At 53.3% G+C, this 25,166-nt stretch carries 25 protein-coding genes and 3 pseudogenes; 10 read left to right on the forward strand and 18 right to left on the reverse strand.

Going from position 1 to position 25,166, the window contains the following annotated elements; all coding sequences use genetic code 11:
- Positions 1-5 precede the first annotated feature (5 nt).
- The 3 genes from JCM12308_RS12780 to JCM12308_RS12790 all read right to left on the reverse strand — a co-directional run bounded on the left by JCM12308_RS12780 (position 6) and on the right by JCM12308_RS12790 (position 2,980).
- Positions 6-761, reverse strand: coding sequence for an SDR family oxidoreductase (locus JCM12308_RS12780; protein WP_054783980.1), 756 nt, complete (start codon positions 759-761; stop codon positions 6-8).
- A 110-nt stretch (positions 762-871) separates the two neighbouring features.
- Positions 872-1,351 (reverse strand): type III secretion system chaperone, encoded by a 480-nt coding sequence (locus JCM12308_RS12785; RefSeq protein ID WP_008550984.1) that lies wholly within the window; start codon positions 1,349-1,351, stop codon positions 872-874.
- Between the two features lie 168 nt (positions 1,352-1,519).
- Positions 1,520-2,980: a hypothetical protein gene (locus tag JCM12308_RS12790; protein ID WP_054783982.1), complete on the reverse strand. Its 1,461-nt coding sequence runs from the start codon at positions 2,978-2,980 to the stop codon at positions 1,520-1,522.
- A gap of 274 nt (positions 2,981-3,254) precedes the next feature.
- On the opposite strand from JCM12308_RS12790, the gene JCM12308_RS12795 reads away from it, so the two are divergent.
- Entirely contained in the window at positions 3,255-4,427 is a 1,173-nt protein-coding gene (locus JCM12308_RS12795; protein ID WP_083417228.1) for a glycosyltransferase, read from the forward strand.
- A gap of 62 nt (positions 4,428-4,489) precedes the next feature.
- Positions 4,490-5,299 (forward strand): 6-hydroxymethylpterin diphosphokinase MptE-like protein, encoded by an 810-nt coding sequence (locus tag JCM12308_RS12800; RefSeq protein ID WP_054783984.1) that lies wholly within the window; start codon positions 4,490-4,492, stop codon positions 5,297-5,299.
- 2 nt (positions 5,300-5,301) lie between these two features.
- Here JCM12308_RS12800 and JCM12308_RS12805 read toward each other — a convergent pair whose 3' ends face one another.
- From JCM12308_RS12805 to JCM12308_RS12830, 8 genes are all read right to left on the reverse strand, one after another.
- Positions 5,302-6,153 (reverse strand): ABC transporter permease, encoded by an 852-nt coding sequence (locus JCM12308_RS12805; RefSeq protein WP_054783985.1) that lies wholly within the window; start codon positions 6,151-6,153, stop codon positions 5,302-5,304.
- Complete coding sequence (locus JCM12308_RS12810; RefSeq protein ID WP_208978528.1) at positions 6,153-7,073, reverse strand: ABC transporter permease; 921 nt, start codon at positions 7,071-7,073, stop codon at positions 6,153-6,155. The genes JCM12308_RS12805 and JCM12308_RS12810 overlap by 1 nt, the downstream gene beginning before the upstream one ends.
- A 54-nt stretch (positions 7,074-7,127) precedes the next feature.
- On the reverse strand, positions 7,128-8,351 hold the full coding sequence (locus tag JCM12308_RS12815) for an ABC transporter substrate-binding protein (protein WP_208978529.1): 1,224 nt from the start codon (positions 8,349-8,351) through the stop codon (positions 7,128-7,130).
- Entirely contained in the window at positions 8,348-8,494 is a 147-nt protein-coding gene (locus JCM12308_RS29845; protein ID WP_208978530.1) for a hypothetical protein, read from the reverse strand. The genes JCM12308_RS12815 and JCM12308_RS29845 overlap by 4 nt, the downstream gene beginning before the upstream one ends.
- A 29-nt stretch (positions 8,495-8,523) precedes the next feature.
- The gene (locus tag JCM12308_RS29850; protein ID WP_208978531.1) at positions 8,524-8,769 is read right to left on the reverse strand and encodes a TOBE domain-containing protein; all 246 of its coding nucleotides are present in this window, start codon (positions 8,767-8,769) and stop codon (positions 8,524-8,526) included.
- Positions 8,766-9,569 carry an ABC transporter ATP-binding protein gene (locus JCM12308_RS12820; protein ID WP_208978532.1) on the reverse strand — a complete coding sequence of 268 codons (804 nt, stop codon included), beginning with the start codon at positions 9,567-9,569 and terminating at the stop codon, positions 8,766-8,768. Before JCM12308_RS12820 ends, JCM12308_RS29850 begins: the two co-directional genes overlap by 4 nt.
- A 377-nt stretch (positions 9,570-9,946) precedes the next feature.
- Entirely contained in the window at positions 9,947-10,846 is a 900-nt protein-coding gene (locus tag JCM12308_RS12825; RefSeq protein ID WP_054783987.1) for a hypothetical protein, read from the reverse strand.
- Between the two features lie 101 nt (positions 10,847-10,947).
- Positions 10,948-11,430 (reverse strand): lysozyme inhibitor LprI family protein, encoded by a 483-nt coding sequence (locus JCM12308_RS12830; RefSeq protein ID WP_054783988.1) that lies wholly within the window; start codon positions 11,428-11,430, stop codon positions 10,948-10,950.
- Positions 11,431-12,238: 808 nt separating this feature from the next.
- Between JCM12308_RS12830 and JCM12308_RS31545 the strand changes: the two are divergent.
- The 6 genes and pseudogenes from JCM12308_RS31545 to JCM12308_RS12850 form a co-directional block, all read left to right on the forward strand.
- Positions 12,239-13,020: pseudogene (locus JCM12308_RS31545) on the forward strand (Na/Pi cotransporter family protein); the annotation flags it as partial.
- A 231-nt stretch (positions 13,021-13,251) separates the two neighbouring features.
- Entirely contained in the window at positions 13,252-13,872 is a 621-nt protein-coding gene (locus JCM12308_RS31550; RefSeq protein WP_244271904.1) for a PhoU domain-containing protein, read from the forward strand.
- A gap of 239 nt (positions 13,873-14,111) precedes the next feature.
- Positions 14,112-16,146: pseudogene (locus tag JCM12308_RS33000) on the forward strand (nitric-oxide reductase large subunit).
- Positions 16,146-16,280 carry a hypothetical protein gene (locus tag JCM12308_RS32295; protein WP_280138371.1) on the forward strand — a complete coding sequence of 45 codons (135 nt, stop codon included), beginning with the start codon at positions 16,146-16,148 and terminating at the stop codon, positions 16,278-16,280. Before JCM12308_RS33000 ends, JCM12308_RS32295 begins: the two are co-directional and overlap by 1 nt.
- 287 nt (positions 16,281-16,567) lie before the next feature.
- Positions 16,568-17,917, forward strand: coding sequence for an MATE family efflux transporter (locus tag JCM12308_RS12845; RefSeq protein ID WP_054783989.1), 1,350 nt, complete (start codon positions 16,568-16,570; stop codon positions 17,915-17,917).
- A 143-nt stretch (positions 17,918-18,060) separates the two neighbouring features.
- A complete protein-coding gene (locus JCM12308_RS12850) occupies positions 18,061-18,477 on the forward strand; it encodes a hypothetical protein (protein WP_054784079.1) in 417 nt (138 codons plus the stop codon).
- Between the two features lie 8 nt (positions 18,478-18,485).
- Here the strand turns inward: JCM12308_RS12850 and JCM12308_RS12855 are convergent, their stop codons facing one another.
- On the reverse strand, positions 18,486-19,325 hold the full coding sequence (locus JCM12308_RS12855; RefSeq protein ID WP_054784080.1) for a helix-turn-helix domain-containing protein: 840 nt from the start codon (positions 19,323-19,325) through the stop codon (positions 18,486-18,488).
- A gap of 126 nt (positions 19,326-19,451) precedes the next feature.
- Here JCM12308_RS12855 and JCM12308_RS12860 point away from each other — a divergent pair, with 126 nt between their 5' ends.
- Positions 19,452-19,688, forward strand: coding sequence for a DUF2061 domain-containing protein (locus tag JCM12308_RS12860; RefSeq protein ID WP_054783990.1), 237 nt, complete (start codon positions 19,452-19,454; stop codon positions 19,686-19,688).
- Between the two features lie 12 nt (positions 19,689-19,700).
- Here JCM12308_RS12860 and JCM12308_RS12865 read toward each other — a convergent pair whose 3' ends face one another.
- From JCM12308_RS12865 to JCM12308_RS12875, 4 genes and pseudogenes are all read right to left on the reverse strand, one after another.
- A complete protein-coding gene (locus JCM12308_RS12865; protein WP_054783991.1) occupies positions 19,701-20,114 on the reverse strand; it encodes an NUDIX domain-containing protein in 414 nt (137 codons plus the stop codon).
- A 73-nt stretch (positions 20,115-20,187) separates the two neighbouring features.
- Positions 20,188-20,826 (reverse strand): peptide chain release factor H, encoded by a 639-nt coding sequence (prfH, locus tag JCM12308_RS12870; protein WP_054783992.1) that lies wholly within the window; start codon positions 20,824-20,826, stop codon positions 20,188-20,190.
- Positions 20,823-21,068 carry an RtcB family protein gene (locus JCM12308_RS32300; RefSeq protein ID WP_280138372.1) on the reverse strand — a complete coding sequence of 82 codons (246 nt, stop codon included), beginning with the start codon at positions 21,066-21,068 and terminating at the stop codon, positions 20,823-20,825. Before JCM12308_RS32300 ends, prfH begins: the two co-directional genes overlap by 4 nt.
- A 14-nt stretch (positions 21,069-21,082) precedes the next feature.
- Positions 21,083-21,979 (reverse strand): annotated as a pseudogene (locus tag JCM12308_RS12875) (RtcB family protein); the annotation flags it as partial.
- Positions 21,980-22,266: 287 nt separating this feature from the next.
- On the opposite strand from JCM12308_RS12875, the gene JCM12308_RS12880 reads away from it, so the two are divergent.
- Entirely contained in the window at positions 22,267-23,307 is a 1,041-nt protein-coding gene (locus JCM12308_RS12880) for an NAD-dependent epimerase/dehydratase family protein (protein WP_054783993.1), read from the forward strand.
- A 12-nt stretch (positions 23,308-23,319) separates the two neighbouring features.
- Here the strand turns inward: JCM12308_RS12880 and JCM12308_RS12885 are convergent, their stop codons facing one another.
- Both JCM12308_RS12885 and JCM12308_RS12890 read right to left on the reverse strand, forming a co-directional pair.
- Entirely contained in the window at positions 23,320-23,958 is a 639-nt protein-coding gene (locus tag JCM12308_RS12885) for an NAD(P)-dependent oxidoreductase (RefSeq protein WP_054783994.1), read from the reverse strand.
- A gap of 10 nt (positions 23,959-23,968) precedes the next feature.
- Complete coding sequence (locus JCM12308_RS12890) at positions 23,969-25,084, reverse strand: NAD(P)/FAD-dependent oxidoreductase (RefSeq protein WP_054783995.1); 1,116 nt, start codon at positions 25,082-25,084, stop codon at positions 23,969-23,971.
- Positions 25,085-25,166 lie beyond the last annotated feature (82 nt).

Here is a 25,166-nt window from a genome sequence, read left to right on the forward strand (position 1 = left end):
AAGATTTAAACCAGACGGATAGACACCCCGCCATCTGCAGTCATTGCGCTGCCCGTTACAAAACTTGCGCGATCTGACAGCAAGAACAGAGCGGCCTGCGCGATCTCTTTTGGGTTTGCCATGCGTTTGAGTGGATGAAGGTTGGAGATGAAGGCGTGTCCCTCGGGGTCATCGCCTGCCATGGCTGTTTTCGTACCACCCGGCAGCAGAGCATTCACCCGGACGCCATCTGGCCCATGATCAGCCGCGAGCGACTTCACCAGCCCAACCAATCCTGCCTTGCTGGCGGCATACGCTCCCATGCCCGGCATGCCGCTGTTGGTGTGACCAACGAAGGATGAGGTGAAAACAATTGCGCTCTGACTGGCGTTTTTGAGCACAGGGATCTGAGCCTTAGCTGCATAGAAGGCGCTGGTCAGGTTGGTGCGCAGCACGCCGTTCCAATTGTCCGTATCCATCTCCGGCACAGGCTCCATGTCTCCAATGATCCCCGCATTGTTGAAAGCGCCGTGCAGCCTGCCATAGGTATTGAGAGCGTGTTCGACCAGCGCGGCAGCATACGCCTCATCCGTGACATCTCCGGCAAGATAGGTCGCCGAGCCGCCCTGCTCGGTAATACCGCCCGCCAGTTTGGCAAGCTCAGCTTCGCGTCTGGCACCCAATACAACATTGGCGCCTTCTGAGGCGAAGAGTTCGACAGCAGCAGCACCGATGCCGCTGCTTGCACCTGTTACGATAATAGTCTGTCCATGTAGTTCCATAGTTCCCTCCAGTGGTTCACTGGGAGAACTATTGAGCGACACGCAGCCAAAACCCACCCGATTTGCGAGACCTCAGATCTTAAGCAAATCCGAAGTCTCGCACTGGCTGTTTAAGGCATCAGGTATTGCATCTGAGAACTCAGGTTATCGACCGGCATCTCCGGCATGGAGACCGGATCATCTGACGGGAACTTGGCCAACTCCACCAATTCCTGCACCCAGAAGCTGGTGTACTTCACAAACAGCTTCACTGTGTCAGCAAACTCTTCAGCTGAAAGCTTGTCTGCCTGAATAGCCTGTGTCAGCAGCACTTCGGAGCTGCGCAGGTTGATGGAAAGCGCTGCCGCGCCTGTTCCAATGCCGTTGTAGTTTGCCTCCAGCAAGTGCTGGTAGAGCGACTTCGGCACGCTGTTCAGGTTCGCCAGTTTGCTGTTCAACCGGATGACGTTTGTTTTGAAATCCAGAACCTGAAAAAATACCTCGATCTCACCATCAACGGTCAATGAGCAGATGTTTTCACTGTCCAGTTTCAGGTCAGACAACCCGATCGTCTCGCCAAATTGCCGGATTACGGTTTCAACCAGTTCCATATGATGCCCCTTTTGTTTTGAAAGGCCATTTGCGTCTCCTGCTCGCAAATGGCGCAAAACCCAGCGCTTTTGAGCCTCTTACGAGGTTACAAAAGACGCCGGGTGTTGAATTACACGAGAGGGTGCCCAAGCAGTCTGCACTGCTTTTCCTCTCATGTTGTCGTCAGTTTAAAGAGTTAGCTTCCCGGTGAAGGTATGCTCAAACGAGCTGTCCAGAAGCTCGAGTTCACCGCGCGCGGCTGCTTCACCAGAAATGAGAATTTCACCGTCCAATTGAATTGAGAGCGTACTCGAAATACCGCTTGCTTTCTCTTCATCAGTGTTCGCAGCATGGATTGGATTGCGCGGGTCAAACAAAACGGTGTTCCCGTTTTCATCCTTGATCCCGACGGCAAGCAGCTCCCAATCAATCGCAACTTTGAAGTCACCACTTTCCGTCTTGGTGACCGTATACTCCGCGCCACCAACCTGTTTGCCAGGGTTATCAACCTGCCTCACACCATCAGAACCGTGCACATTCGCAAAGGCATACTCTTTAGGTGCTAATGTAAGGCGGACAACCTGACCATCATCATTCACCATCTTGGAGGACAGGTCTCGCCAACCGTATTGGTGCACGACACTGGAAAGAACCTTTGTGGCCTCATCAGAGCCGGTAAACTCTCGAGCAAACGCAACAGATTCAGCGACCTTTGCAGGTGCCTCATCCGGCCCACCGGTATTGGTCGTATTGTGAGTGCGGTCACCATCCACAAAGTTGATGTTTGAACGCGGCCAATCAGCCACCGCCTTAGTGGAAACGTCCACGCCACCAACATTCTCAAAACTACCTTTTGTCAAATAGTTCTCGCCAGTATGCTTGAGCACTTCTCCGGGTGTCTCGTTGTGATCACCCCGGAAAATCTGGACATCATTGCGCGTTGTGTTCACCGTGCCATCATCGGCAACTGGGAAAAGCCCTTGTGAGACGCTTCGAACGTCCGCAAGCGCCTGACCTTTCAGCTCATTCTTAACCAGCTTCAAGGCAGTAGGAATTTCGCTTTTGACGTCTTCGATAAAGTTGATTTCCGCACTGAGGTCACTGACGGACATCAGGCCTGATTTCACCAGTCCTTCTGATATATGCAGCGAACGCACTGCATGCGCAGAATGGTCACGAACAAGGCGTTCGCCATCCTCTTTGAAGTCGTGAAGGCGGATTGCTTCACGGTCTTGCGTTGAAAGCTGAGAGGCGGCTTCCTGCAGTTTTTCAGAAACGAACGCACGTGGGTTTTCTGGCTGCAGGTTTTCAGCCACGCTGTGCAGCTGCGTAAAGCTCTGATAGGCCTCCACCAACCTACCGTCTTTCAAGCTGCCTAAAATTTCAGAAGCAGCGCCCTTTGCTGCATCCTGCTGTCGCTCAACAACCGCATCAGCCCGAGCTTGTTTCCAATCGTTGTACTTGCTGGAAACACTATCAAAAAATCCGGATATTTTGCTGGTGAAATTATTCCAGCCCTCACTAATCCGCGTTCCAAGTGATTTTGAAACTGTATGACCGTCCAGCTCTGCCGCCTGTTGAGCTGCCGGTGCATTCACTTCAAGTGGGGCATGGTGTGTAGAAACACCGCCAACTGAAATGTCTGTCATATCTAATGCCTAAAGTTCTTCCGATGGCCGGACTCTAACCAACGGCGCTCCCTTTAGGTGTGTTGAACAAGACAGACTTCTGTTTTTAAAGTCCCTAATTTTTCAGGGTATTACTCCGCAAGCGGATAGTTGCGGTAGCCTGATCTAGGCACACAGTTAGAACAAAACAGACTAATTCATAAAGTAAAACTCTTAGCAATGCATATATCAAACTCACCCATTTGATGTTCAGTATAATACATGTATAAGAGCCCGAGAAAATTAAGGTGGTACGATGAAAATTGTAGTGGCTTGCGGCAATCTTGGAGCTCTCTCTGAAACTTTTGTTTATGAAAGAGTAATGGCATTAAGAGAACTCGGGCATGAAGTACTAGTCATAGCAACGAAACACACCAATACTCCCAATCGAGACTACTCAGATTTATTCGTATTACGCCGCCCTAAAGGTATTCGGAAGGTAAGTCATACGCTACGGAATATTATAAGCAAAATTGCGCCCAGCACCAATCAAGAAGATTGCAACAAGTACGGCAGTTTCCTTCGAGAACAAGTTCGTGAAATACTATTAGAAGCGAGACCTGATGTTGTTCATGCTGAGTTTGGCCCACTTGGGACATTAGTAGGCCCTGTAGCTAGCGAAATGGGGATAAAACTATCGGTTTTCATGCATGCTTTTGATGTAACTGAGTTGCCTCAAAAATCAATCAAATGGAAAGTGGGCTATAACAAGCTATGGCAACAAGCAAGCGTTATCTTCGCTCCCTCCAACTTCATGAGAAAAGAAATTATAAAATTAGGCGCTTTGCCAGATGAGGTTTATGTAGAACACAATGGTATCGATTTAGCCAAATGGAAGTATTCAAATCCTAAGTCCAGATGGAATGGTAAAACAACAAAGTTTTTATTTGTCGGCCGCTTTGTTGAGAAAAAGGCACCACTACTCCTGATTACCGCATTCTCACGTTTGAGAAGACAACTCCCAGCATCAGCTAAAGTAAAACTTACCATGTGCGGAAATGGCCCATTATTTGAAAAAGCCAAAGACCTAGTTTTTCAGTTATCTTTAGAAAATCATGTAGAATTATTAGGCTTTTGCGATCACGCTCGCGTCAAAAACGAGATGCTAAAAGCACATATTCTAGTGCAACACAGCGTCACAACCTCAACAGGTGACATGGAAGGTTTACCCGTCTCACTCACAGAGGCTGCTGCCATTGGCCTGCCAATCATCTCTACTCGCCATAGCGGAATTCCGGAAGTCGTCGTAGATGGTCACAATGGGTTATTAGTGGAAGAAAATGATGTTGATGCTATGGCTGACCGAATGCAGATGTTGACATCAAATCCGGAGTTGTGGGCTACTATGGGTCGTAAAGGCCGTGAAATTGTTGAGTTGAACTTCGAACGGTTGCAATGCGCGCACCGAATTGCGGAAAAGTGGTTGTAATCCGGTAGTTCATTTTCAGTTAGCACGCAAATCAAAATATAACTCATGAAGAAGTACTAAAAATGCTAACAAAACTTTTTCGTAAGTATGGCTGCAATAGTTATCGTCGTAGACTTATCAACGATTCAATTGGAGCGTACGAACAGAAATTACTTTGGAACTTCTTATTTCAGCTTACTCATAAAGAAATTGGAAGTGTAGAATCTAATCCTGGCGACATTTCAAAATTGCAAGATAGCCACAAAAATGAAAAATGTCTCATCGTTGGTTCATCGCCAAGTATGAGCGAAGTGCCAATACATAAAATTAGAAGCAATCATACATTCTTCCTAAATAGAGCATTTACGCTTAACAAGAATATCTACTCGAATAGTTCGTCAGTTGTAATAGGTGATGCGGCAGCGTACAAAGATTATGGCACTGAAATTAATGCCTCTGATTTTAATCAGATTTTCTTAAGCTCAAATATCAATACCGGATTAGATCTCGAAAATCTTTTTAGGTTTAGCTACTTTCAGTTTCCAACCGCTTATGATGGTTACTTGCAAACAGACATCACAAAACCACTATATCATGCCCATACAGTAGCAATCTTCGCTGTGCAGCTAGCCGTAGCGATGGGATTTACAGAAATCGCACTTTTGGGAATTGATCTGAGCTTCTCAGACCAAAAGAGCCACTTTTATGAGGGCAATGCTAGGGAAATTGAGTGGTCTAGCTCAATGTCAAAAGTGCGGAAAGACCGCATGTGTGATGCATTTCTTATTTACAACCGAGCTCTTAAGTCCACTGGGATAAAGCTAATCAACTTATCTCCAATGAAAAGTCTGCCTTTTCTTGAGTGGCAAGATTGTGAAAAGTACTTTGACTGATCTCATTCCGCAAGCGGATAGTTGCGGATAAAGCGGTCTGTGAAGATCAGCAGGATGATGCCGGGGATGGAGGCGATCAGGGCGATGCCTGCGCCAGTTGCGTCCAGTGCTCCACCAGAAATTTTGGCAAACAGCAGCGTTGGCAGGGTGATGATCTGGCCCTGTCCGATGAAGAACGTCAGCAAAAACAAGTTGGTTGAGACCAGGAAGGTGAACAGACAACCTGCGATGACACCTGGCAGGATCATGGGCAGCGTCACACGGAAGAAGATCTGCCTGCGATTGGCGCCAAGAACACGGGCATGGTCTTCAGCCTCCGTTCCATGGCCCTGATAAACAGCCGTCAGCATGCGCACCATGTAGGGAATGGTTGGGATCAGATGGACCACAATCACGCCCGCATACGTACCAGCAAGACCCAGTGCGATGAAGATCATCAGCAGGGCGATGCCAATGGCAGCTTCTGGCAAAAGAAGCGGCAGAGCGATCAAAAACTCCAGTTGGTTTTTGCCACGGAAGTTGCGCTGCGCCAGCACGCGTGCAGCGGGCAGACAGATGAGCAGGCACAGCAGCGTGACTGCAATTCCGATGCCGAGCGTGTTGAGGGTTGCCTCCCCAACGCGGGAGCTCGGCGAAAACACATAATCCCATGCCAACGGAAACGGCGAGCGTTCACGCTGCTCATGCCACCACACTGTTGGCAGAATGTTGGGCCACGCCCAACGGAAGGCCAGTGATTGGATGATCAACGGAGCAAATGGAGCGATGGTGAAAGTCGCCATGGCCAGCACAAGCAAACGCTGCCACGGACTGATCGCCTTAAGATCGCAGAGTTTGGAGGTCTGACCAATCATCACACACGCCCCCGTGCACGTTCCCATCTGCGGTAGCCCAGCAAGTAAGCACCGAGGAAGACACCGGAAACCAAGGCCAGAGACACAACAACAGCCATGCCTTGCAGCTGGAAGGCGTAGTTTGCATCCTGAAAGTATCGCCACGCCAGAACCGGCAGCGTATCCGGATAGCCACCGCCCAGAATAAACGGAGCTTCAAAAGCGCCGATGTTGAAGGCGAAGCAGATGAGAGAGGCGGAGACAATGCCCGGCATAATCTGTGGAAGCGTGACGCGCCAGAAAATCTGCCTGGAACTTGCTCCCAGCACCATGGCGGCCTCTACCGTATCTTCCCCTTTGCGGGCTAAAACAGCAGAGAGGGTCAGCGTCATGAATGGCACTTGCTTCCAGACATAAACGGCGATAATCCCGCACCCCCAATGGGTCTTGAGGATCTGTACAAACTGCGAAGGATCGTCAATCAGGCCAAGCCCGGCGGAAATACGGGAGAGCAGGCCGCCATTGCCCAACATCACCAACGCCAGCGCGATGCCAACCGTATAAGGCACCATCAATGGCAGGCGAATGAGAGCTCCGAACAGACGGGACGCTTTGAACTTTTTGGAAAGAGCAATGCTCAGCGGAACAGAGAGCACAAGACCAATCAGGGTTGCGGCGAAACCGTAGTACAGCGTCAGTCCGAGAGACACCCAGAAGTCAGAGGAAAGCCAGAGGCGTTCATAATACTCAGTGGTTGGAAACTCGTTGATGCCAAACCACGGCGCATAGCCAAAGCTTTGCAGAACGCCCAGCACCACGGCGCCTCCAAACAGCCCCAGCAAAACCACGAGCAGTGGTGTGATTTCTGCAATGTCCCGCAGGTTCTGCATGAATGCAGGAGAGGCAGAGATGTTGGAGTGAGCTGAAAGCGCCTTGGGCATCATCAATCGTTTCGTAAAGGAGCGGATGGCAGCAACCCGTCACCCGCAAGACTATCAGTTGTTCAGTTCGCCAGAAACCTGTGCCACGATGTCGGCCAGTGGCTTATCTTCCTTGCGCTCAATCACGGCCAACCAGGTGGCTTCGATCACATCAACAAGGCTCGCATTGGTGTCTGGTGCGATGTTGTCGTCCAGCTGCTGCTGAGTGACGCCGTAGTGAGGTGGTGCGGAAGCTTCGATTTCAGCAGACTCTTCGTCGCTCAAACGCCACAGATCCAGACCAACCGGCATACCTGCTGTCTTCAGTTTGGAAGCCTGAGCTTCTGCTGAAGAGAAGTAGTTGATCGCGACGAGCGCTGCTGCCGGATGCGGACTGTTGAGCGGTACGGCAAGGTAGTTCTTGTTCTTGATCATATTGCCAGCCGGGAAGATCATCTCTTCCGCCTGCTCCGGATAGGCACCGGTGATCAGGCCGTTATGGTTGCCGAACACACCGAACTTACAATTGAAGTGAACCTCAGAATTGAGGAACAGATTGTCCAGTTCACCAGAGTTTTCCGGGTAGCGCGGCTTGCCAGAGGCACCACCAAGCAACAGCGGTTCGATGCTCTTCAGATACTCAATGCCCGGTTCCATCAGGCGTGCCAGTTCTGCGCCGCCCAGCTCTTCGAAGTTTTTCTGGTACGGCTCAGCGCCGGTACCATCTGGGTTATGCGCATAAAGAACGGACTGCACAAAGGTGTTACCGAGGTAATGCGGTGGCTTCACATAGGTGAACTTGCCCGGGTTGGCTTCCAGATAGGTCTTCAGCTGCGCAAAGGTCGCTGGCGTATTTTCTGCCGAAACATGGGCGCGGTTGACCGAGCACACATACTGCTCACCAGACCATGGCATTTCCTGAAAACCGGTCTCTACACCAAAGTCACGCAGGTTGAGGAGGGAACGCGGATCGTTCTCATCCCACTCAAAGTTTACGGAGTTTGGCAGGCGGTTGGCGAAAGCCCCCCAAAGTGCGTTTTGTTGCTTCAGAGAGTAAAAGTTCTCGCCGTTGACCCAGACCAAATCCACGCTGCCCTGCTCCTCACCGCGACCAGCGGCCAGTTCAGCGATCACCACGTCCACGGTGTCTTTGGTGGCTGTGATGCGAACCGGGTTGACGCGCACACCTTCTGCGGCCAGTGCAGGTGTTGCGACCTGATCCACCCATAGGTTGATGATGTCAGAGCCACCCCAGTAATAGAAGTTGACGGTGCCTTCCTCACGGGCTTTGGCGGTCACATCTTCCCAGCCAGATTACCTTTCAGGAACTCACTGCGGAACATGCCCGGCGCGTTCTCTGCCTGTGCAACGCCGCTCCAGCTGACAATAGCGAGCGTGCTTGCAAGAAGCATCTGTCTGGTGAGTGATTTTGTTCTTTGCATAAATTGCCCCCAACCGGTTCTTCAGCCGCTTATTGCAGCAGCCAAATTTGTTCTGGCGGTAGTGTCACAGTGACCGCATCGCCTGTTTTTCTTTTGATTGTAGATGCTTCTTCAACAGTCAGAGATCCCTCTCCCACCTGAAGCGTGTAGCGCATCATCGCGCCAAGAAATTCTGCTCGTGTGATTGTGCCGGAAAACGCATTGTTCTGCGGTGCTTCGCGGCACTCTCCAATCTGAATACTCTCAAACCGCAACATAGCCTTGGAGGGCTTCATTGCACCGTGGCTGATGCTTCACCCAGACTGAGCGGACCATACGGGCTATCGATATGTTGCTCCGAGGTGCGCGTGCATACAAAGATGTTGGAATGCCCCATAAAACGGGCGGTCTGCTCATTTGCAGGGCGCTGATAAATCTCATCGGGTGCTGCAAGCTGCGCAACCTTGCCATCAAACATCACCGCAATCCGGTCCGCCAGATCCATGGCTTCGATCTGGTCGTGAGTAACGAGCAGCGTTGTCATGCCATACTCATCATGCAGGTCGCGGATGAACTGGCGCATTTCACTGCGTAAAAGCGTATCTAGACTCGCCATAGGCTCATCCAGCAACAGCACTTCTGGCTTAGTCACCAGCGTTCTGGCAATCGCCACACGCTGCATCTGTCCACCAGACAGCTGAGAAGGAAACCGCTTGGCAAAGGCTGAGAGGCGGACAATCTCCAGCATCTCACCCACTTGCCGCATCTGCTCCTCAGCAGGCATACCGCGCACGGACAGCCCAAACGCCACGTTCTGCTCCACCGTCATATGCGGGAACAGGCCAAAGCGCTGGGAAACAAGGCCAACTTTTCGTTTCTGGACAGGCAGATTAGTCACATCCTGACCATTGAACCAGATGGAACCGGAGGTCGGTTGCTCCAGCCCGCAGACCATACGCAGGCTCGTGGTTTTGCCGCAGCCGGAAGGCCCGAGCAGCACCAGAAACTCACCGCAGGCCACATCAAGATTGATGGCATCAACCGCAGGTGCTCCGGAGAACACTTTTGAGAGGTTTTTAAGCTGAACCTGCGTCACACGGCGCCTCTTCACTCATCTTGATCGGGACGTTTGCGTCCATCTGCTGTTATTATTGTTGTTTTCAAGCGGCAGTGAAACCTGCGCAATAGCGCTAACCTCTCCAATATTCCGGAGGGTGTCAGGATTCTCCTGTCAGTTGAGTGATTTGCACACTATGCCAGCGCATTGCTGACGGTACAGTAAAACCGGCGTGAGTTTGGCGTTATGATGGCTGGCTTACAGATAATCAGCGGCTCGCCCACACCCAAGGCTGTTCATTTCACGCACGCTCACCGCAAGCAAGCTCACGCATCTTGCTTTGCCCGCTTATTCAAGCCTTTCTGGTTACAACGGAAATTGCAGTAGGTGACACCAAACACTGCGCTTAAAGCTGATCAAGCATCATCTGTAGCGAATGCAAACCAGAACTGCTCTGCCACCGATTTCGTCTGTGAATAGATTTTGCGGAAAGGACTGGGATAGTTAGCTTTGGCGAACGCAATATCACCTTCCAAAAAATGCCGACGATAAATCCCTTCCAGATCTTCCGAGATCACCGCGGCCCTGTCGCCCTGGCGGCAATACTCTGCAGCACATTTCATCAGATGTGCCCGCAAGCCTTCATCCTCAATTTTCGCCAGATGCTGGATCACGGAAAGGCCCGGGTCAGGGTGAGGCTGTTCGGTGCACTCTGTCAGGTCTTCGCCTCCAAGCAACTTCAACTCAAAGAACTTGTTGAACTGCCCTGCCAGCTCAGAGGCTTTGGTCTCAACAGCTTCCCAGGGCAGGAAGGTGGTGCCAGCGTTATCCAGCTGATCCGCAATGGCTTGCCAGGAGAAGGCATCCGTCACAGCCAGATTGGCAAACTCATGGAAGTTGTTGCGTGAAGCATACCCCGTCTGGCTTTGTAGAAAGCAGGAGATCAGGAAGTCTGTTCTATCGCGCAGAACCACAAGCGTTCTCACGGAAACATCGGCCCGCTGCAGCCCTTCCACCAGTTGCACATAACGTTTCAGATGTGGATAGAAGCCGCCTTTTTGAAAAGGCCTGCCCATCAAACGTTCGCAGGAAAGCCGGTAGGTCTCCATATCAGGCCGGTAAACGGCTTCCTGAAACAGCTCCGCCAACTGAGACGCCTTGGGTTTGACCAAGCGATCCTCATAGAGCTTCATGAAGCGGCTGTTTTCAAAGTGCGCGGGGTCTACAAAACGCTCCGGATCCTTAGCATAGAGTTGCTGCTGGAGCGCGGTAGAACCTGTTGTGTGCGCACCGATATGGATCAGAACTTTTTTCATCAGCACAGACCTTAAGAGACGAGCATCCGCTCAGCCTAAACACATTGGCCTGTACTGCTATTCCTAAATATTGGCCCCTTTAAAGAGAGAGGCCATGTTCGTCAGTGAGGACCAACTTCAGCAAGAAACTGCTCAAGCTGCAAGCTGCGCACCGCTGTTTGATCCCCCATGCAAACCGACATGGTAAGTGGGGCGTGGGTGCCGCCTTCATAGATCAGCGCATTGGCCGAGCAGGTGTCATCGCGGAACTTTATCCAGTTGCGCTGCGCATTCTTCAGGCTTGCTTTCACATTGGTGCTCGCAATATCCATAATCTCATAGTAAGCTGCGTTGAGGCGTTGATCCCACACCGCATACTCCTGCACGGCGCAGTAGATCATGTGGCTGTTCTGATACTTGGTGCCGATGCACTGTTCCATCACCTCACCAAAACAGGCCATCGCCGGATAACCGCCGCCCTTTTCTTCAACGCATTTGGCAATTGTGGTGACTTGCTCTTCTGTCGGCTCATCCGCCGCCTGCACAGAAGTGCCAAGCAACAGAGCCATAGGCAAAGCCAGCATGATGGTGCGCGTAAAACTCATAGAAGCCTCAAAGTAATTGTTACCATAAAACTTGATAGGTGATCTGCTATGAGAAACTACTAACCTGATTCAGTAGAAAACGCCTAGGTAATCTCCGCACAAGCTTGGAGATATCCTGTCGTGCTCTCTGATCAGCTCTTGAGTTTGAAACATTGCTCTTAAGGGGACCTGATCAACCAACCCCTTACATGCAGCAGTCTTCCCCAAACTCAGGCAAAAGCGAGTCAGATAACGGAAATTCAGCAAAATAGTCGCCACATTACGCTTTTGTGAGAGGCTGGGGAAAACGCACCTCGTGCGCATTTTCAAGCAGCGACTCGCGATTACTTTGCCAACTAACATTAATTCATAAAATTCAATAGGTTGGACTTATTCGAAGGAATTGGTTGCCCAATAGCAAAGTGATCACGAGAGACCTCAAAAAACGCACTTATTGCGTAAATTTCTCGCCATAATTGAGCTTAACATATTGAGTTATCGACATAACTGTCTTAAGTTATTTATCAAATCATTGAGGTGGCTAATTTTAGTTGCCGGATCGATTTCAAGAATCCGCAAGAGCTCCCAAGGCGCGCGATGCGATCACTTGCTTTCCCTCTCGTCATTTCCGGGGGAAGCGAGGGATCTCGCATATTCTGATAGTCCGACAACATCTGCTTAAAGACCTTTGCCGCACACCACGACAACTGCGTTTAAGTGAGCCTCCTATTAATAACCGCGAGAGCTGAATCCGGAGGCTGTGATGAGCAGTTTTGAAATACTTCTACACCTTGCTGCAGGTATTTCCCTATTGTTTTGGGCAACCAGAATGATCCGGACTGGCGTTGAGCGCGCGGTTGGCCAGAAGTTTCAGGGCTGGATGCAGCAGGCCTCCAAAAACCGTTACACCAGCTTCACCACTGGCTTTCTGGTTTCCATCATTTTGCAAAGTGCGACGCGACGGCCATTCTTGCACGTGGGTTCATCAGCAAAGGCTCCATCACACTGGCCGCAGGCCTTGCCATCATGCTGGGTGCGGATCTAGGCTCCACGATGGTCGTGCAGGTGCTTTCCCTCGACCTGAGCTGGCTGCTGCCGGTCTGTCTCGTTGTGGGCGGCGCTCTGTTCTCCCGCGGCAGTACGCGCACCATGCGCCAGACAGGCCGTATCATCATCGGTGTAGGCCAGATGTTGATCGCATTGTCCTTCATCAGCATGGCTTCTGAACCTCTGCGCGAAAGTGGCTCTCTGCCAGTCATCCTGAATCTGCTGATTGGTGATCCGTTTGTGGCGATCATCACCGCTGCTGCCCTCACCTGGCTGCTGCACTCTTCTGTTGCTGTTGTGCTGATGATCATGACACTGGCAAGCACCGGCGTTCTGCCAATGGAAGGCGCACTGCTCTTCATTCTGGGTGCCAACATCGGCTCCAGTATTATTCCACTGGTACTCACCATGAGCGACAGCGCTGAAGTGCGCCGTGTGCCGCTTGGCAACATGATCTTCCGTGTGGCCGGTGTGCTGATCACCCTGCTTCTCATGCACTTTGATGTGCTCACCCTCGATATGCTGGGTGATGACCCGGCCCGCGCCATCGCCAACTTCCACAGTGGCTTCAACCTGGGTGTTGTCCTGCTCGGCATTCCGACAATCGGCCTTGTAGCCCGACTGACCAAGCTCATCATTTCCGACAGTGCTGGCCAGTCAGAGGAAGACGCCGTCATGGAACGGCTCAGCCTGCTGGACCGTAAACTGCTGGAAACACCTGACCTTGCCTTCAATGCGGCCACGCGCGAAATGCTGCATATGAGTGAGAAGGTGGAAGCCATGCTGCGCGGCGTGATGGTGGTGTTCCGCGGAGATGATGCGCAAACAGCCAAACGACTGATGAAGATGGACGATGAGATTGATGATCTGCACCGTTCCATCAAAGAATACCTGACGGATGTGACCACCCAGTCCATGAGCGATGAGGACTATCAGAAGTATACTGAGCTCATGAACTACTGTGTCTGTCTGGAACAGATGGGCGATGTCATTCAGCGTAACCTGCTGGTGCTGGCTGAGAAGATTTCTGGTCTGAACAAGGAGTTCTCTCAGGAAGGCTGGAAGGAAATTAAGGACCTGCACGCTGCCGTGCTGCAAAACCTGCAAATCTCCCTGCGCGTGCTCATCACCCGCGATCCGGATCTGGCACGGGATCTTGTTTCCCGCAAAGTGCTGGTGCGTGAGCTGGAGTACAAGAGCCGCGAAGCACACCTGCGCCGCCTGAGCCAGAACCGCAAATCCAGCCGGACCACCAGCTCCATCCATCTGGAAACCATCAGCGATCTGAAATACCTGAACGCGCTGTTGACCACTGTGGCCTACCCGATTGTTGAGGGCGAAGGTGAGCTGCTGCGCAGCCGTTTGGCCAATGAACCGCAAAAAAGTCAAAGTGACATGCTACCCGCTGCCACCTGAACGCCTCTCCTAACTTTGAGGGAGGCACGGCCTGAATCAGATTGATAATCTGATTTGAAACGCAAGCCAGTGTTTCCCCCGAAGGTCAGGAGCAGCAAGCCATGTTTGACAAGGACTATGATGTAACCTTTTCACTCAAACGGCTTTGGATACTTCTCGGCGTGGGCATGGTCCTCGCCTTTGGTGTCCTTCTCTTTTTTGGCGCTGAAATCTACCGCATGAAACCACCTATTCCCAATATGGTGGTCTCAGACAGCGGCGATGTGATCTACACGAAAGATGACATCGAAGAAGGCCAGAACGTCTGGCAATCTTTGGGCGGTATGCAGCAAGGTAGCATCTGGGGGCATGGCAGCTACGTGGCGCCGGACTGGTCCACGGACTGGCTGCACAGAGAAGCGCTGGCACTGCGGGATGTTTTTCACCGGGCACGGGTCGGCACAGGCTACACCCCACCAAGTGATGAGCAAAAGGCTTTCCTTCAGGTTCTCATTGAAGAGGAGATGCGGCGCAATCGCTACAATCCAGCCAATGAGACCATCACCATTTCAGATGATCGGGCTACAGCTGTCAAACAGGTGGAAGATCATTTCACACGACTGTTTGCCTCCTACGACAACATCGACGGGCAAAACCTTCGCGATGATTATGCCTTTCCTCCCAACATTCTGATCACTCCCGAACAAGCCCAAAAACTCTCCGCCTTCTTCTTCTGGACCTCCTGGAGTTCAGTGACCAACCGTCCAGATGACACCATCACCTACACCAGCAACTGGCCTCATGAACCACTGGTTGGCAATCAACCAAGCGGTGCTGCGTTCATATGGACCATCATCAGTATCCTCTTGCTACTTGGCTGTGCCGGTGCGCTGTGCTTCTACTACGTTCGCCAGTACGATCTGTGGCGTGAGCGGATCATTCCGGAAGGCGGCGCTGCTGCAAAGAACCCTCTGGCGAATGTGAAGATAACCCCTTCTATGCGGGCGACAGCCAAATACTTCTGGGTGGTTGTGGGCCTCATGATTGCGCAGGTCGCGCTTGGCATCCTCACGGCGCACTATGCTGTTGAAGGTCAGGATCTTTATGGCATTCCGCTGGCCGAAATCATTCCTTACTCCATCTCCCGCACCTGGCACACGCAGCTCGCTGTGTTCTGGATCGCGACAGCATGGCTAGGCACAGGCCTGTTCATGGCCCCACTGCTTTCCGGCAAGGATCCCGCCTATCAAACACTCGGCGTCAACTTCCTCTGGATCTGCCTCATCATCATCGTGGTGGGCTCGTTTGCGGGTGAGTGGCTTGGGGTGAACCAGTTCTTCTCCCGCACCATGAACTTCTGGTTTGGTCATCAGGGCTATGAGTATGTTGATCTGGGTCCGTTTCTGGCAGATCTTCCTCTTCATCGGGCTCCTGCTCTGGCTGGTGCTTGTACTGCGTGCGCTTTATCCAGCCCTCAAAGGCGGCCACAACCGCAGCCTTATCGCCTTGACATTGCTCTCTGCCACCGCAATCGGCCTGCTCTACGGTGCTGGTCTGTTCTGGGGGCAGAACACGCATATCAGCGTTATGGAATACTGGCGCTGGTGGGTGGTGCATTTATGGGTTGAGGGCGTCTTTGAGGTGTTTGCGACAGCCATCATCGCACTCATCTTCGTCAACCTGAAGCTGCTCCGTGCATCTACCGCCGCGGTTGCGGTGATCTTCGCCACTATTATCTTCATGTCCGGCGGTGTGCTGGGCACGTTCCACCACCTCTACTGGAGCGGCACACCGATTGGCGTGCTGGCACTGGGCGCCGTATTCTCCGCACTGGAAGTTGTGCCACTGCTGGTGATTGGCTTTGAGGCCTACCAAACTCACAAACTGGAGCAGAACACCAAGTGGATCGAGCATTACAAATGGCCGCTCAACTTCTTCGCCTCCGTTCTGTTCTGGAACCTTGTTGGTGCCGGTTTGCTCGGCTTCTTCATCAACCCTCCACTGGCGCTCTATTACATGCAGGGCCTCAACTCCACACCAGCGCACGGTCACGCGGCCATGTTCGGGGTTTATGGCTTACTGGGCATTGGGTTGATGCTGTTCTGCCTGCGCTCACTCATTCCGGACAATCGCTGGAGCGACAAGTGGCTGCAACAGGCGTTCTGGGGGCTCAACATCGGTCTGGCCATGATGCTGGCGCTCTCCCTGATCCCACAGGGCATCTATCAGCCTATATCAGCTTTACTGAGAGCTACTGGCTTGCCCGTGCACCGGAGACAATCCACGGTCCAGTGATGACCGCGTTGGTCTGGGCTCGTGTTCCGGGAGATCTGGTCTTCGGCTGGGGCATCTTCGCCATCGTCATGTTCATGTATCGCGCTTACTTTGGGGAACCAATAAACGAGAAAGAACAGGCGGCGAAGGCCTGATTGTGAGCTCTTGTAGTCTGCTACAAGACAATTCTTGAGCCTCGCCCGCTTAGCTGGCGAGGCTCAAAAACGTAGCGACCTAAGCCATTTGTGGCACCCCAGCAACACATGCATTCATTCTGTGTATAGCCATGAGCATCGCGTAAAAGTGTCTCTACAACCTTTGATAGCTATATATACTGATTTCGATTTTTAGTTTTATTTCCGTAAGGTACATTTTCTAATTGCTTAGATTTCCGCTGTTTCATCATGAACTGACGCGGGTTCTGCGCATTTCAGGTCCATTGATGCTGGCTATGTCTGGCCGGACTCTGATGATGATTGTAGATCGACTGTGTCTCGCCGCCTATTCAGAACAGACGCTCACGGCTTCCGGCCCCGCTGTCTTCATGGGCATGTCCGCAATCTCCTTCTTCTCTGGTGTCACGCAAATTGGCCGCTCAGTGATAGCTGAAGCATATGCACGCAGCGGGATTGAAGCAGCCCATAAAATGGGGGGCCGGCTGTTTGCCATCGCCATTCTGTGCGTGTTGGGCCTCATTCTCACATTGCCGTTGCTGATGAACATCTCCCAGCTCAGCGGCAGACCAGACGAAGTGGTTGCGCTGGAAAATGTCTACCTCAGCTGGGCCATGCTGTTTGGCTCCATCATGATTTTGGATAGCGCTGCCAGCTGTTACTTCGGCGCCATCGGCAACACCCGCCTCATCTTCAAAGCCAGCCTTGCTGGGCAGTTGGTCGCCATGCCGATGACCTATCTGCTGGTGTTTGGTGCCTACGGCTTCCCTGAGTTGGGTATGGCTGGGTCTGCCATTGGCACGGTGCTCGGCTCTCTGGCGGTGCTGATTGTCTATCTCCGCAAAACACCCCGCGCCTTGCGGGTTGCGGCCTGGAGTGAAGCCCGGGCCTTGCTCAGCAAATCCCGGCGAGCGCTTGATGTCCTCGCCCTGTTCAAGCGTGGCATGCCCCTTGGCGCCCATGACAGCACAGACGAGATCGGCAATACCGCGATCATCTGGGCCGTCGCCATTGTGGGCACCACGGCGCTGGCGGCCAACAACTTCAACGTGATCCTCAATTACATCGGCATCGTGCCTGTGGTTGGCATCGCCAATGGGGCGACGATTCTGTCCTCGCAGGCCATTGGCCGCAACCAGTATGATCGCATCCCCAAGATCATCAGCGCTTCTCTGTTTGTCGCGTTTTCCTATGTGGCGATTGTTACGGTGATCCTGCAAAGCTTTGACCGGGAGATCACCTCGCTATTCTCTCTTGGCAGTTACGGGCAGGATATCTTCGAGCTCTCCGTCTCCGTCACCTCACACATCTGGTACTATGCGGTTGCGTTTGCTGTGTCTTTCATCGCCAGCGGTATGTTGCAGAGCTTTCATCAGAACACGTTTGTCTTCAAAACCCGCATCCTCACCATGTGGTTTGGCAGCGTTCCTGCCTCCTACCTGATCGCCTACAACTGGAGCATCGAGGAAGGGGCGCTTCAGCTCATCTGGATCTCTCTGAGCACCTTTGAACTCGCTCTCGGCCTGCTGTTCACCGCCAAGATCTTCTCGTGCCTGAGAGACCGCAATGTCCCTGGAGAACTATGGGAAACACCTATTAAGAGAACGGAAGTCACTTAATCCACAGCTTAATATTAGATTTTTCTAATTTATCAAGTAACCCCTCTGGAAATTTAGGATCATCCGGTTCTACGCTAACCGGAGCATGAGCAATTGCGCCTGTGCCTCCTCAGCTCAAACTCAAAATTTCCAAAGAGTGCATCATGTTTTCTCAAAGCAGTTACCAACGAATATTCAGGTTCTTTTGCATCTATGATGTTTTGGCGCTGGCACCTTTTGCTGTCCCCTTCATCAACAGTGCCCACATAGAAACGTTGAGCAACCTCAATGTGGCGCTTGGAGGTCAGGCATGGCCTGTTTTCCTACCAGTTCAACTGCTGTTCGGGCAGATGCTCGGTGTATTGGGAACGGGCTGGGCGATTTGGCGTTGGCGCAACTATTCAGTTTCCATCGGCAGATATGAAGGCGTATTGCGGCTCTTCTTCGCTGCCTCCATGCTTTGGGCCTATGCCCTCTCTCCTCACACACTCCTGCTGGTGTTTGCGGTGATCGATGGTGTTGGAGGAGCACTGCATCTGGCCGCACCGCAAAGGCAGCAGATCTGTCAACGAACAGCATAACAGCCAGACTACTGAATGAGCGTCTCCACGTAATCCGCCACATCTCTGGCATCAACGGAGGCCTCGCGCACAAGCCAGTCGAAGTGGTCGGTCAGGGAGCTGACACGCTCTGCCTCGCGGAAGGCGAGGTAATACTGACCCACATAGATCACCGCCAGATTGGGGCCGAAGATAGTGATAGGGGCGCTGAACACCTTGTGCGCATCAAACAGGAACAAGCGGAGCCGTGGGAACATCTGGCGACAGGTGTCCGCAACAAACTGCAGTTGCTCTCGGCGGGTGTCTTCTTCCAGATGCGCATAGTAGCCAATGCCCTGAGCGCAGGCCTGTATCTCATGCAGTGGTATGGAGATTTCGTAATCCGACTGGCGCGAGCGCAGCCAATCCAGCTGGCCGCGAATGGAGCCCACCACTTCTTCCGCATCCAACCCACGAAATGAGGCGTACTCCCAGGCCAGCATTCTGTCTGTTTTTAAGATATCCGGCAGGGTGGCGGGCACGTGGCGCACTTTCAGGCCGGTTGCTTCCTTGTGCCAGTTGAGGATCTGCTCATCGACAGAAGAGCGCTCTGCCGGGCTCATTGCCATGGCTGCCGCGATGATATCACCGGGACGCTCCGGTCTGTTGGTCAACCCTAGCAACCAGTCGGCACTCACGCCGAGGGACGCTGCAAGGTCTGCCAGCAACTGGCTGTTGGGCAGGCGTGGGATTTCGTTGTTCAGCAACTGGCCGATGGTGGAGCGATCCACACCGGCATTTCGGGCCAGCTGGCTGCGCGTCACATCCGCCTGCACCATGGCCTCCGTCAGACGGTTTTTAAACAAAACAGCTCTGTCACGCTTGTCCATGATAATCACCATTGCAGAATAAAATCACCAAAATGAATTTATTGCAGCTCAAATACCAAATGTCCAATCCGCATTTTTTCCGGTAGCAACGAAGATAGGACTTACATTCTTACCCGGATTTCGCAGATGGATTCAGCCTCACGTATTTTTACAAAATCAGTTACCTGGCAGGTCATGGGCCTCGTCTCTATGACGTTGATCGGCTTTGTGTTTACCGGCTCAGTCACCGTGGGCGGAAGCATTGCAATTGTCAGCTCCATCCTCGGCTTTATCTTCTATTTCCTGCATGAGCTGGTTTGGTCCAACATCAAATGGGGTCGCAAAATCGCTGTCCCGGAAGCCCAGCAGGAGAGCCAGAGTTAACCTTCAGGAGTGCTATTGAAGCGCTCCGCCTTCTTTCAGTTTCTCAAAGACATTTTGGTATTCGGCAAAGGCAAGATCAGGCAGTCTGATCGCTTCCTCGAACGCCACCCATCGCACCTCAGAGTGCTCATCGCCCAGGTTCTCAGGCGTGCCCTGCCATTGGTCAACCGTGAACATATGAAAGGTGACTGAGCCCTCACCGCTTGGGGTCGGAGCTGTAAACTCGAAGACCTTCGCAAACCGCTGCGCTTTGACGCCAACTTCCTCACCAAGCTCTCTGATAAGAGCCTGCTCCAGCGTTTCTCCGTCTTCAACGTGCCCACCCACAAAGCTCCAGAGGCCGGGATAGTTTTTTCGCGATGCAGAGCGCAGGCCCATGAGAACACGACCGTTCTGCACCAGCAGGCCGTTCACAATATCAGTCATCTTGGTTTTTCTCACCGCATCGAATCTGAGCCCGAAAGCGCCATCATAAAGAGGCGCTTTCGGGTTGTTGAGATCAGACTTCCTTAAACCGCTCTCCTTTGAAGCACCTTACCGGATTGCCGCGCTCCAGTTGGTGATGGAGCAAGCGCTCGGATTTCCGCAGGCGTGCACCTTCTTCCGCTGAAAGACCTGAGAGCTTTTCCTGCAAACGCTGTATGGCAATCTGCTTGTTGCGGTGTTGGGAGCGTTCGTCCCGCGCCACAACAGAAAGACCTGTGGGCACGTGGGTGACCCGCACTGCACTTTCGGTCTTGTTCTGGTGCTGCCCACCCGGCCCACCAGCCCGCAGAGTTTCAAAGCGCAGATCTTCTGCGTGGAACTCTCCAGCTTCTGCTGCTGAGACTGGTAGCTCATAGACGCCGATGAACCAATTCTGCCGTTTATGGTTGGGGCGGAACGGGCTCTGGCAAGTCCATTTGATCGTGCCGCACCATGCCCTGGCAAAAGCCTTGGCCCCCTCACCTGCAAGTGTCACTTCAGCAGAAGCAACATTTGCGGAAAGGTCAGCGCGGTCCGGATCACTTGCAAAGGAGAGCCCAAGCTTTTTGGCTGTTTTCTCCATGGCTGCAACGCTGTGGCAAAGCGCGAGCCTGCATTCCGCAGGCCCATCTCCAGATGACAACAGCAGACGAACGGATGTTTTCTCCGTCATCGCTTGCTCCTCCGCTCTTCTGCACCGCGCGCGGTTTTGAACGTAACGACAGGTGTCATCACCCCCACACACGTGGCCAGCTCTGCCTCAACCAGCTGCGCAAGAACATCCTCAGAGTTCTTGTAGGCTTGTGGTGCTTCTTCCACGAGGAGCTGTTTGTCCTCACAGACCACACGACCTCCGTAAGAGGTACGTGACAAGGCATTGCGAACTGATTTCTGCTTGGCAATCCGGCCATGCATGGAGCTCGGTCGTACTTACGCCCCGCTCCATGTGCCAGAGATGCCAAGGCCTCCCGTTTGTTGCCGGTTGGCTTCAGCAGATAGCTCTTTGCATCGCGAGAGCCAGCCAGCGGAACAAGGTCCACATCCGCTTTTGCAGCCCCTTTGCGATGCAGGAAGCCATCGCCATAGCGCTCAATGAGGTTATGGCTGCTGTCGACCACCAGCTCCACATCACAACGCAGAGCAGCGGCTGCTCGTTCTGCAATCATTTGACGGTTCAGGCTTGCCCATCGCACAGCCAGATCATGCAGTTTGAGGTAAGCCGTAGTGCGCTCATCCTCTGCGGCCAGCCCTTCCGAACCAACCTCTGCATAGTCCGCAAAGATGCTGGCCCCAAAGGAGCGGGAGCCGGAGTGAACGAAAAGCAGCACGTCACCTTTGGCAACACCTGCTTTGGCAGCAAGCTCCACATCCTGCGTTTCCGCCAGAATCTGCACTTCGCAGAAGTGGTTGCCACCACCGATGGTGCCAATGGCCGTGACTGCAAGATCATCCGGCAAGCCGGCACTGCGCAAATGCGCCTGCCCCTCAACCGGATCCGTGTAGTCCTGCAACGCGCGCAAGCGGTCCGCCAGCTTTTGCGGCTTCAGCTTGTGAGCGCTTAAGGAGGTGCGGAACACAGTCATGCCGCAGCCGATGTCATTGCCGATCATGTGCGGGTGCACCCTGTCAGACAGGATGGCAACCCCCACTGGACCGGGATGAAGATCAGGAAACGCTGCGATCTGGTGGACCGCCTCAAGCTGCGCAAGTTTATTGAGTTGGACTTCTGCATCCCCAAGGATCCAGGCGGAAGTCCCGTAAAATCGATGGATTGGCGCAGGCGCAACTGTAGCGCTGCCCGCACAATCCAAGCGTAAATTGCCCATGAAAATGGCCTATAGTTCTTGAGAGTGTTTCCGAGCGTTGGCTCGAAAGAAGATCCTACAGGCCGCTAGCGCTGGCTCTGAAAAGGATCAGTGCCCTTTGAAGGGCGAAACACGGAAAGACATGGTTCGCTCCATACTGTGCTGCGCACCTATTGCTGCAGCTGAGGGCTGGGGAGATATCAGAGCCTCATCGGTTGGTCAACATTGCTCTGGTTGTGAAACCTGAAGGTGTGGCTGGACAAACACATACATCCCGCTAGGTTGGGTGCACGAATGGGGAGAACATCATGCGGGTTTTGGTTGTTGGTGGAACGGGATTTTTAGGCGGTGCACTAACAGAGGCACTTGCCAGCGCAGGGCACGAAGTGTCCGTGTTGGTGCGCGGCAACACCAGTCGCTCTCTGCCAGCTGGTGTGACGGCAATCGCTGCAGATCGGCATGGTGATCTGAGCATCTTGCAGGAGCAGCAGTTCGACTGGGCTTTCGACACCTGCGCGTTTGAACCGGGCGCCGTACGCCATCTGCTTGAAGCGCTGGGAGACAACCTGCAGCGCTACGTGTTCATCTCCTCCATCTCCGCCTATGGAACCTTCACCAAGCCCTTGCTGAATGAGCAAGATGCGGTGCCGCTTCCAACTGAGGATGATCTGGCATTGGCCCGCAATCTGGACCCGCAGGATCGCAGCTCAGCGAACTCCTACGGTGCCTCTTATGGACGCCTCAAGCGCGCTTGTGAGCTTGAGGCGGAGGACACGCTTGGAGATCGAGTGACGTCTCTGCGTGTAGGTCTGCTGGTCGGTGCGGGAGATTATACGGATCGGTTAACCTGGTGGGTCCGCCGGATTGATCAGGCCACAGCTGACAAGCCAGAGGTACCAGCCCCTGCTCCAGCCTCCCGAAATGTGCAGATGATTGATGTGCGGGATGCGGCTAGTTTTGCCCTGGCCTGCGCAGAGGAAAAACGCGGTGGGATCTGGAATGTGACCAGCGCACCAATGCAACTGGGCGATATGCTTCAGCAGATCATCTCAGTCTCCGGCTCTCCTGCTCGCCTGAAGTGGGTGGACGAGGAACACATTCTGGAAGCTGACATTCAGCCGTGGACGGATCTTCCCGTCATGATCCCTTCGGCCTCCGACTACACACACTTCATGAACGTGGACACCGCCCGCGCAGAGGCCGCAGGATTGACCTGTCGGCCCCTTTCCGAAACGCTTGAGCCGTTGCTTGCGTGGGATCGGTCACGGTGGGATATTCCGCTGAAGTGTGGCCTATCAGCAGAGCAGGAAGCAGCTCTGTTGGAAGAGCGCTCTGAGGCAGAGGCTTAATGGACGGGACGACTACCGCGTCCCCACAAACGGCGCAGTTTTGAACCAGCGCTCATCGTGAACCGCCCGCAGCATGAAGGCGCAGAGCTGGGTGACGTCTACACGGAAGCCTTGTGTTTCCGTTTCGCTGGTTTGCAGCTGGCCTTTCACATTGGCGGCGATCAACGGTGGGCGAATGGAGGTCCAGTTGAGGCCGGACTCTGCCAGCACGCGCAGTTCCGCTTCCTTAGAAGGGATCACCACTGGCACGATCACGCTGAGAATGGAGCGCATCAGTTTGCGGCTGAGAGTGAGCGGCTCCTCACCGTACCGCGTACCTGCGCTTGCCAGATGGATCACGCGACTTACGCTAGCCTCTTGCATCGCTGCCACAAGCTGCTGCATGGCTTTTTCAAAGTCCGCAGGTTTCAGCGGTGAGCGCCGTGTTTCTGGTGGGCCGATGGTGGTGAGCACGGCGTCGACGCCGTCCACTAGTTCCCGCAGGCTTGCAGCACTGAAGTAATCACCGAAGATCACCTCAACACCCTCCGGCACCTGCTCAGCAGAGCGCGCGCTGCGGACGAGGGCTCGCACGTCATGTCCTTGCGCAAGCGCGGCTTTGCACAGCTCCCGGCCTACAAAGCCGGAAGCGCCCAGTATTCCCAGTTTCATGAAGCTGCCCCTAAGCCTTCGCGGAGGCGCCGAGCGCTTTGCGGCACATGGGGACCAGCATGGTCTTCGCCTTGGCCATGCGCGCAAACCAGTTTGCCTTTACAGTGCCAACCGGCGGAATATCCGCAACACCGCCCTCACTACCAAGAGTGACCAGCATCATGGTGTCGTTGGTTTTGGGCTTGTAGCTCTTCAGCTTCGCCTGCGGGTTCTTGAGCAATTGCTGCACGTTGTGAGCCACAGTCTTCACATGTCCGCGCACATAAAGCGCCTTCTTCACCTCATCGATCCCGGCGACGTCACCAAGAGCAAACACGTTGATCTTGCCCTTCATCTGGAACGTTTCTTCAACGGCGATGTAACCGCGTGCGTCCAGCAGATGAGCCAGATCCTGCTGCATGTAGTCCGTGTTGGGTTTGCCACCGATACACCAGATGATCAGGTCATACTCCACCACAGCCCCACTCGAGAGCTTGGCTTGCCCGGCCTCTGCTTTTTGGGAGGAGGACGGCTCCGGCGAAAGCACCCGCTCGCCGAGCATGAACTTGACCCCGCGCTGCTGCAGCACCTTCACCGCATGATTGGCCGTTTTGCGGGAGGTTCCCTTCAACACCTCACTGCTGGATTCCACCAGAGTTACGGATTTGCCCGGAAAGCTCTCACTGATTTCACCGGCCAGTTCAATCCCAACCGGGCCACCACCAACCAGCAGGATCTTCTGAGCAGCCTCAATGGCGCCGTGGGTTGATTTGAACATCGCATGCCGCTCTTTCGTGGAGCCCTCAATCGGCCGGATCAGGTCAGAGGGATAACGACTGCCAGTGGCAAGAATGGAGATGTCCGCCTGAATAGCGCGCTCTGTGCCATCCGTTGACACCACATGCCCGGTCTCTCCAGTGAAGCGCTCCAGTTTGCCGTGAATGAAATCCACGCCCGTTAGAAAGGAGTGAAACGGGATAACCGCCTGATGGGCATAGTCTGACTGCACAGCCACCCGCGGCATCGCCATGGGCACCTCAAAATAATCAAGCGGACTCACAAGCTGCACTTTTGCGTGCTTTGCAAGCTGCGTGGCAAGGACCGCACCGGCAACACCACCACCATAAATCACAACTGACTTGGACATATCTTCACTCCGTTCTGTTGCGCTTTATATACTCCAATCATTTAATAGTTCAATATTATAAATATTACTTTTTTAAAGCAAA

The organism is Pseudovibrio denitrificans JCM 12308, from assembly GCF_001310815.1.
Classification (GTDB): domain Bacteria; phylum Pseudomonadota; class Alphaproteobacteria; order Rhizobiales; family Stappiaceae; genus Pseudovibrio; species Pseudovibrio denitrificans.

Coding starts and splice junctions, on each gene's coding strand:
- JCM12308_RS12785 (WP_008550984.1), bottom strand. CDS start 1,351: ATGGAACTGGTTGAAACCGTAATCCGGCAATTTGGCGAGACGATCGGG.
- JCM12308_RS12780 (WP_054783980.1), bottom strand. CDS start 761: ATGGAACTACATGGACAGACTATTATCGTAACAGGTGCAAGCAGCGGC.
- JCM12308_RS32300 (WP_280138372.1), bottom strand. CDS start 21,068: ATGCATGGCCGGATTGCCAAGCAGAAATCAGTTCGCAATGCCTTGTCA.
- JCM12308_RS29845 (WP_208978530.1), bottom strand. CDS start 8,494: ATGCAAAGAACAAAATCACTCACCAGACAGATGCTTCTTGCAAGCACG.
- JCM12308_RS12865 (WP_054783991.1), bottom strand. CDS start 20,114: ATGACTGATATTGTGAACGGCCTGCTGGTGCAGAACGGTCGTGTTCTC.
- JCM12308_RS12845 (WP_054783989.1), top strand. CDS start 16,568: ATGCTGGCTATGTCTGGCCGGACTCTGATGATGATTGTAGATCGACTG.
- JCM12308_RS12860 (WP_054783990.1), top strand. CDS start 19,452: ATGGATTCAGCCTCACGTATTTTTACAAAATCAGTTACCTGGCAGGTC.
- JCM12308_RS12805 (WP_054783985.1), bottom strand. CDS start 6,153: ATGATTGGTCAGACCTCCAAACTCTGCGATCTTAAGGCGATCAGTCCG.
- JCM12308_RS12810 (WP_208978528.1), bottom strand. CDS start 7,073: ATGCCCAAGGCGCTTTCAGCTCACTCCAACATCTCTGCCTCTCCTGCA.
- JCM12308_RS12880 (WP_054783993.1), top strand. CDS start 22,267: ATGCGGGTTTTGGTTGTTGGTGGAACGGGATTTTTAGGCGGTGCACTA.
- JCM12308_RS12800 (WP_054783984.1), top strand. CDS start 4,490: ATGCTAACAAAACTTTTTCGTAAGTATGGCTGCAATAGTTATCGTCGT.
- prfH (WP_054783992.1), bottom strand. CDS start 20,826: ATGACGGAGAAAACATCCGTTCGTCTGCTGTTGTCATCTGGAGATGGG.
- JCM12308_RS32295 (WP_280138371.1), top strand. CDS start 16,146: ATGACCGCGTTGGTCTGGGCTCGTGTTCCGGGAGATCTGGTCTTCGGC.
- JCM12308_RS12855 (WP_054784080.1), bottom strand. CDS start 19,325: ATGGACAAGCGTGACAGAGCTGTTTTGTTTAAAAACCGTCTGACGGAG.
- JCM12308_RS12850 (WP_054784079.1), top strand. CDS start 18,061: ATGTTTTCTCAAAGCAGTTACCAACGAATATTCAGGTTCTTTTGCATC.
- JCM12308_RS31550 (WP_244271904.1), top strand. CDS start 13,252: ATGGTGGTGTTCCGCGGAGATGATGCGCAAACAGCCAAACGACTGATG.
- JCM12308_RS12830 (WP_054783988.1), bottom strand. CDS start 11,430: ATGAGTTTTACGCGCACCATCATGCTGGCTTTGCCTATGGCTCTGTTG.
- JCM12308_RS12790 (WP_054783982.1), bottom strand. CDS start 2,980: ATGACAGACATTTCAGTTGGCGGTGTTTCTACACACCATGCCCCACTT.
- JCM12308_RS29850 (WP_208978531.1), bottom strand. CDS start 8,769: ATGAAGCCCTCCAAGGCTATGTTGCGGTTTGAGAGTATTCAGATTGGA.
- JCM12308_RS12890 (WP_054783995.1), bottom strand. CDS start 25,084: ATGTCCAAGTCAGTTGTGATTTATGGTGGTGGTGTTGCCGGTGCGGTC.
- JCM12308_RS12795 (WP_083417228.1), top strand. CDS start 3,255: ATGAAAATTGTAGTGGCTTGCGGCAATCTTGGAGCTCTCTCTGAAACT.
- JCM12308_RS12825 (WP_054783987.1), bottom strand. CDS start 10,846: ATGAAAAAAGTTCTGATCCATATCGGTGCGCACACAACAGGTTCTACC.
- JCM12308_RS12885 (WP_054783994.1), bottom strand. CDS start 23,958: ATGAAACTGGGAATACTGGGCGCTTCCGGCTTTGTAGGCCGGGAGCTG.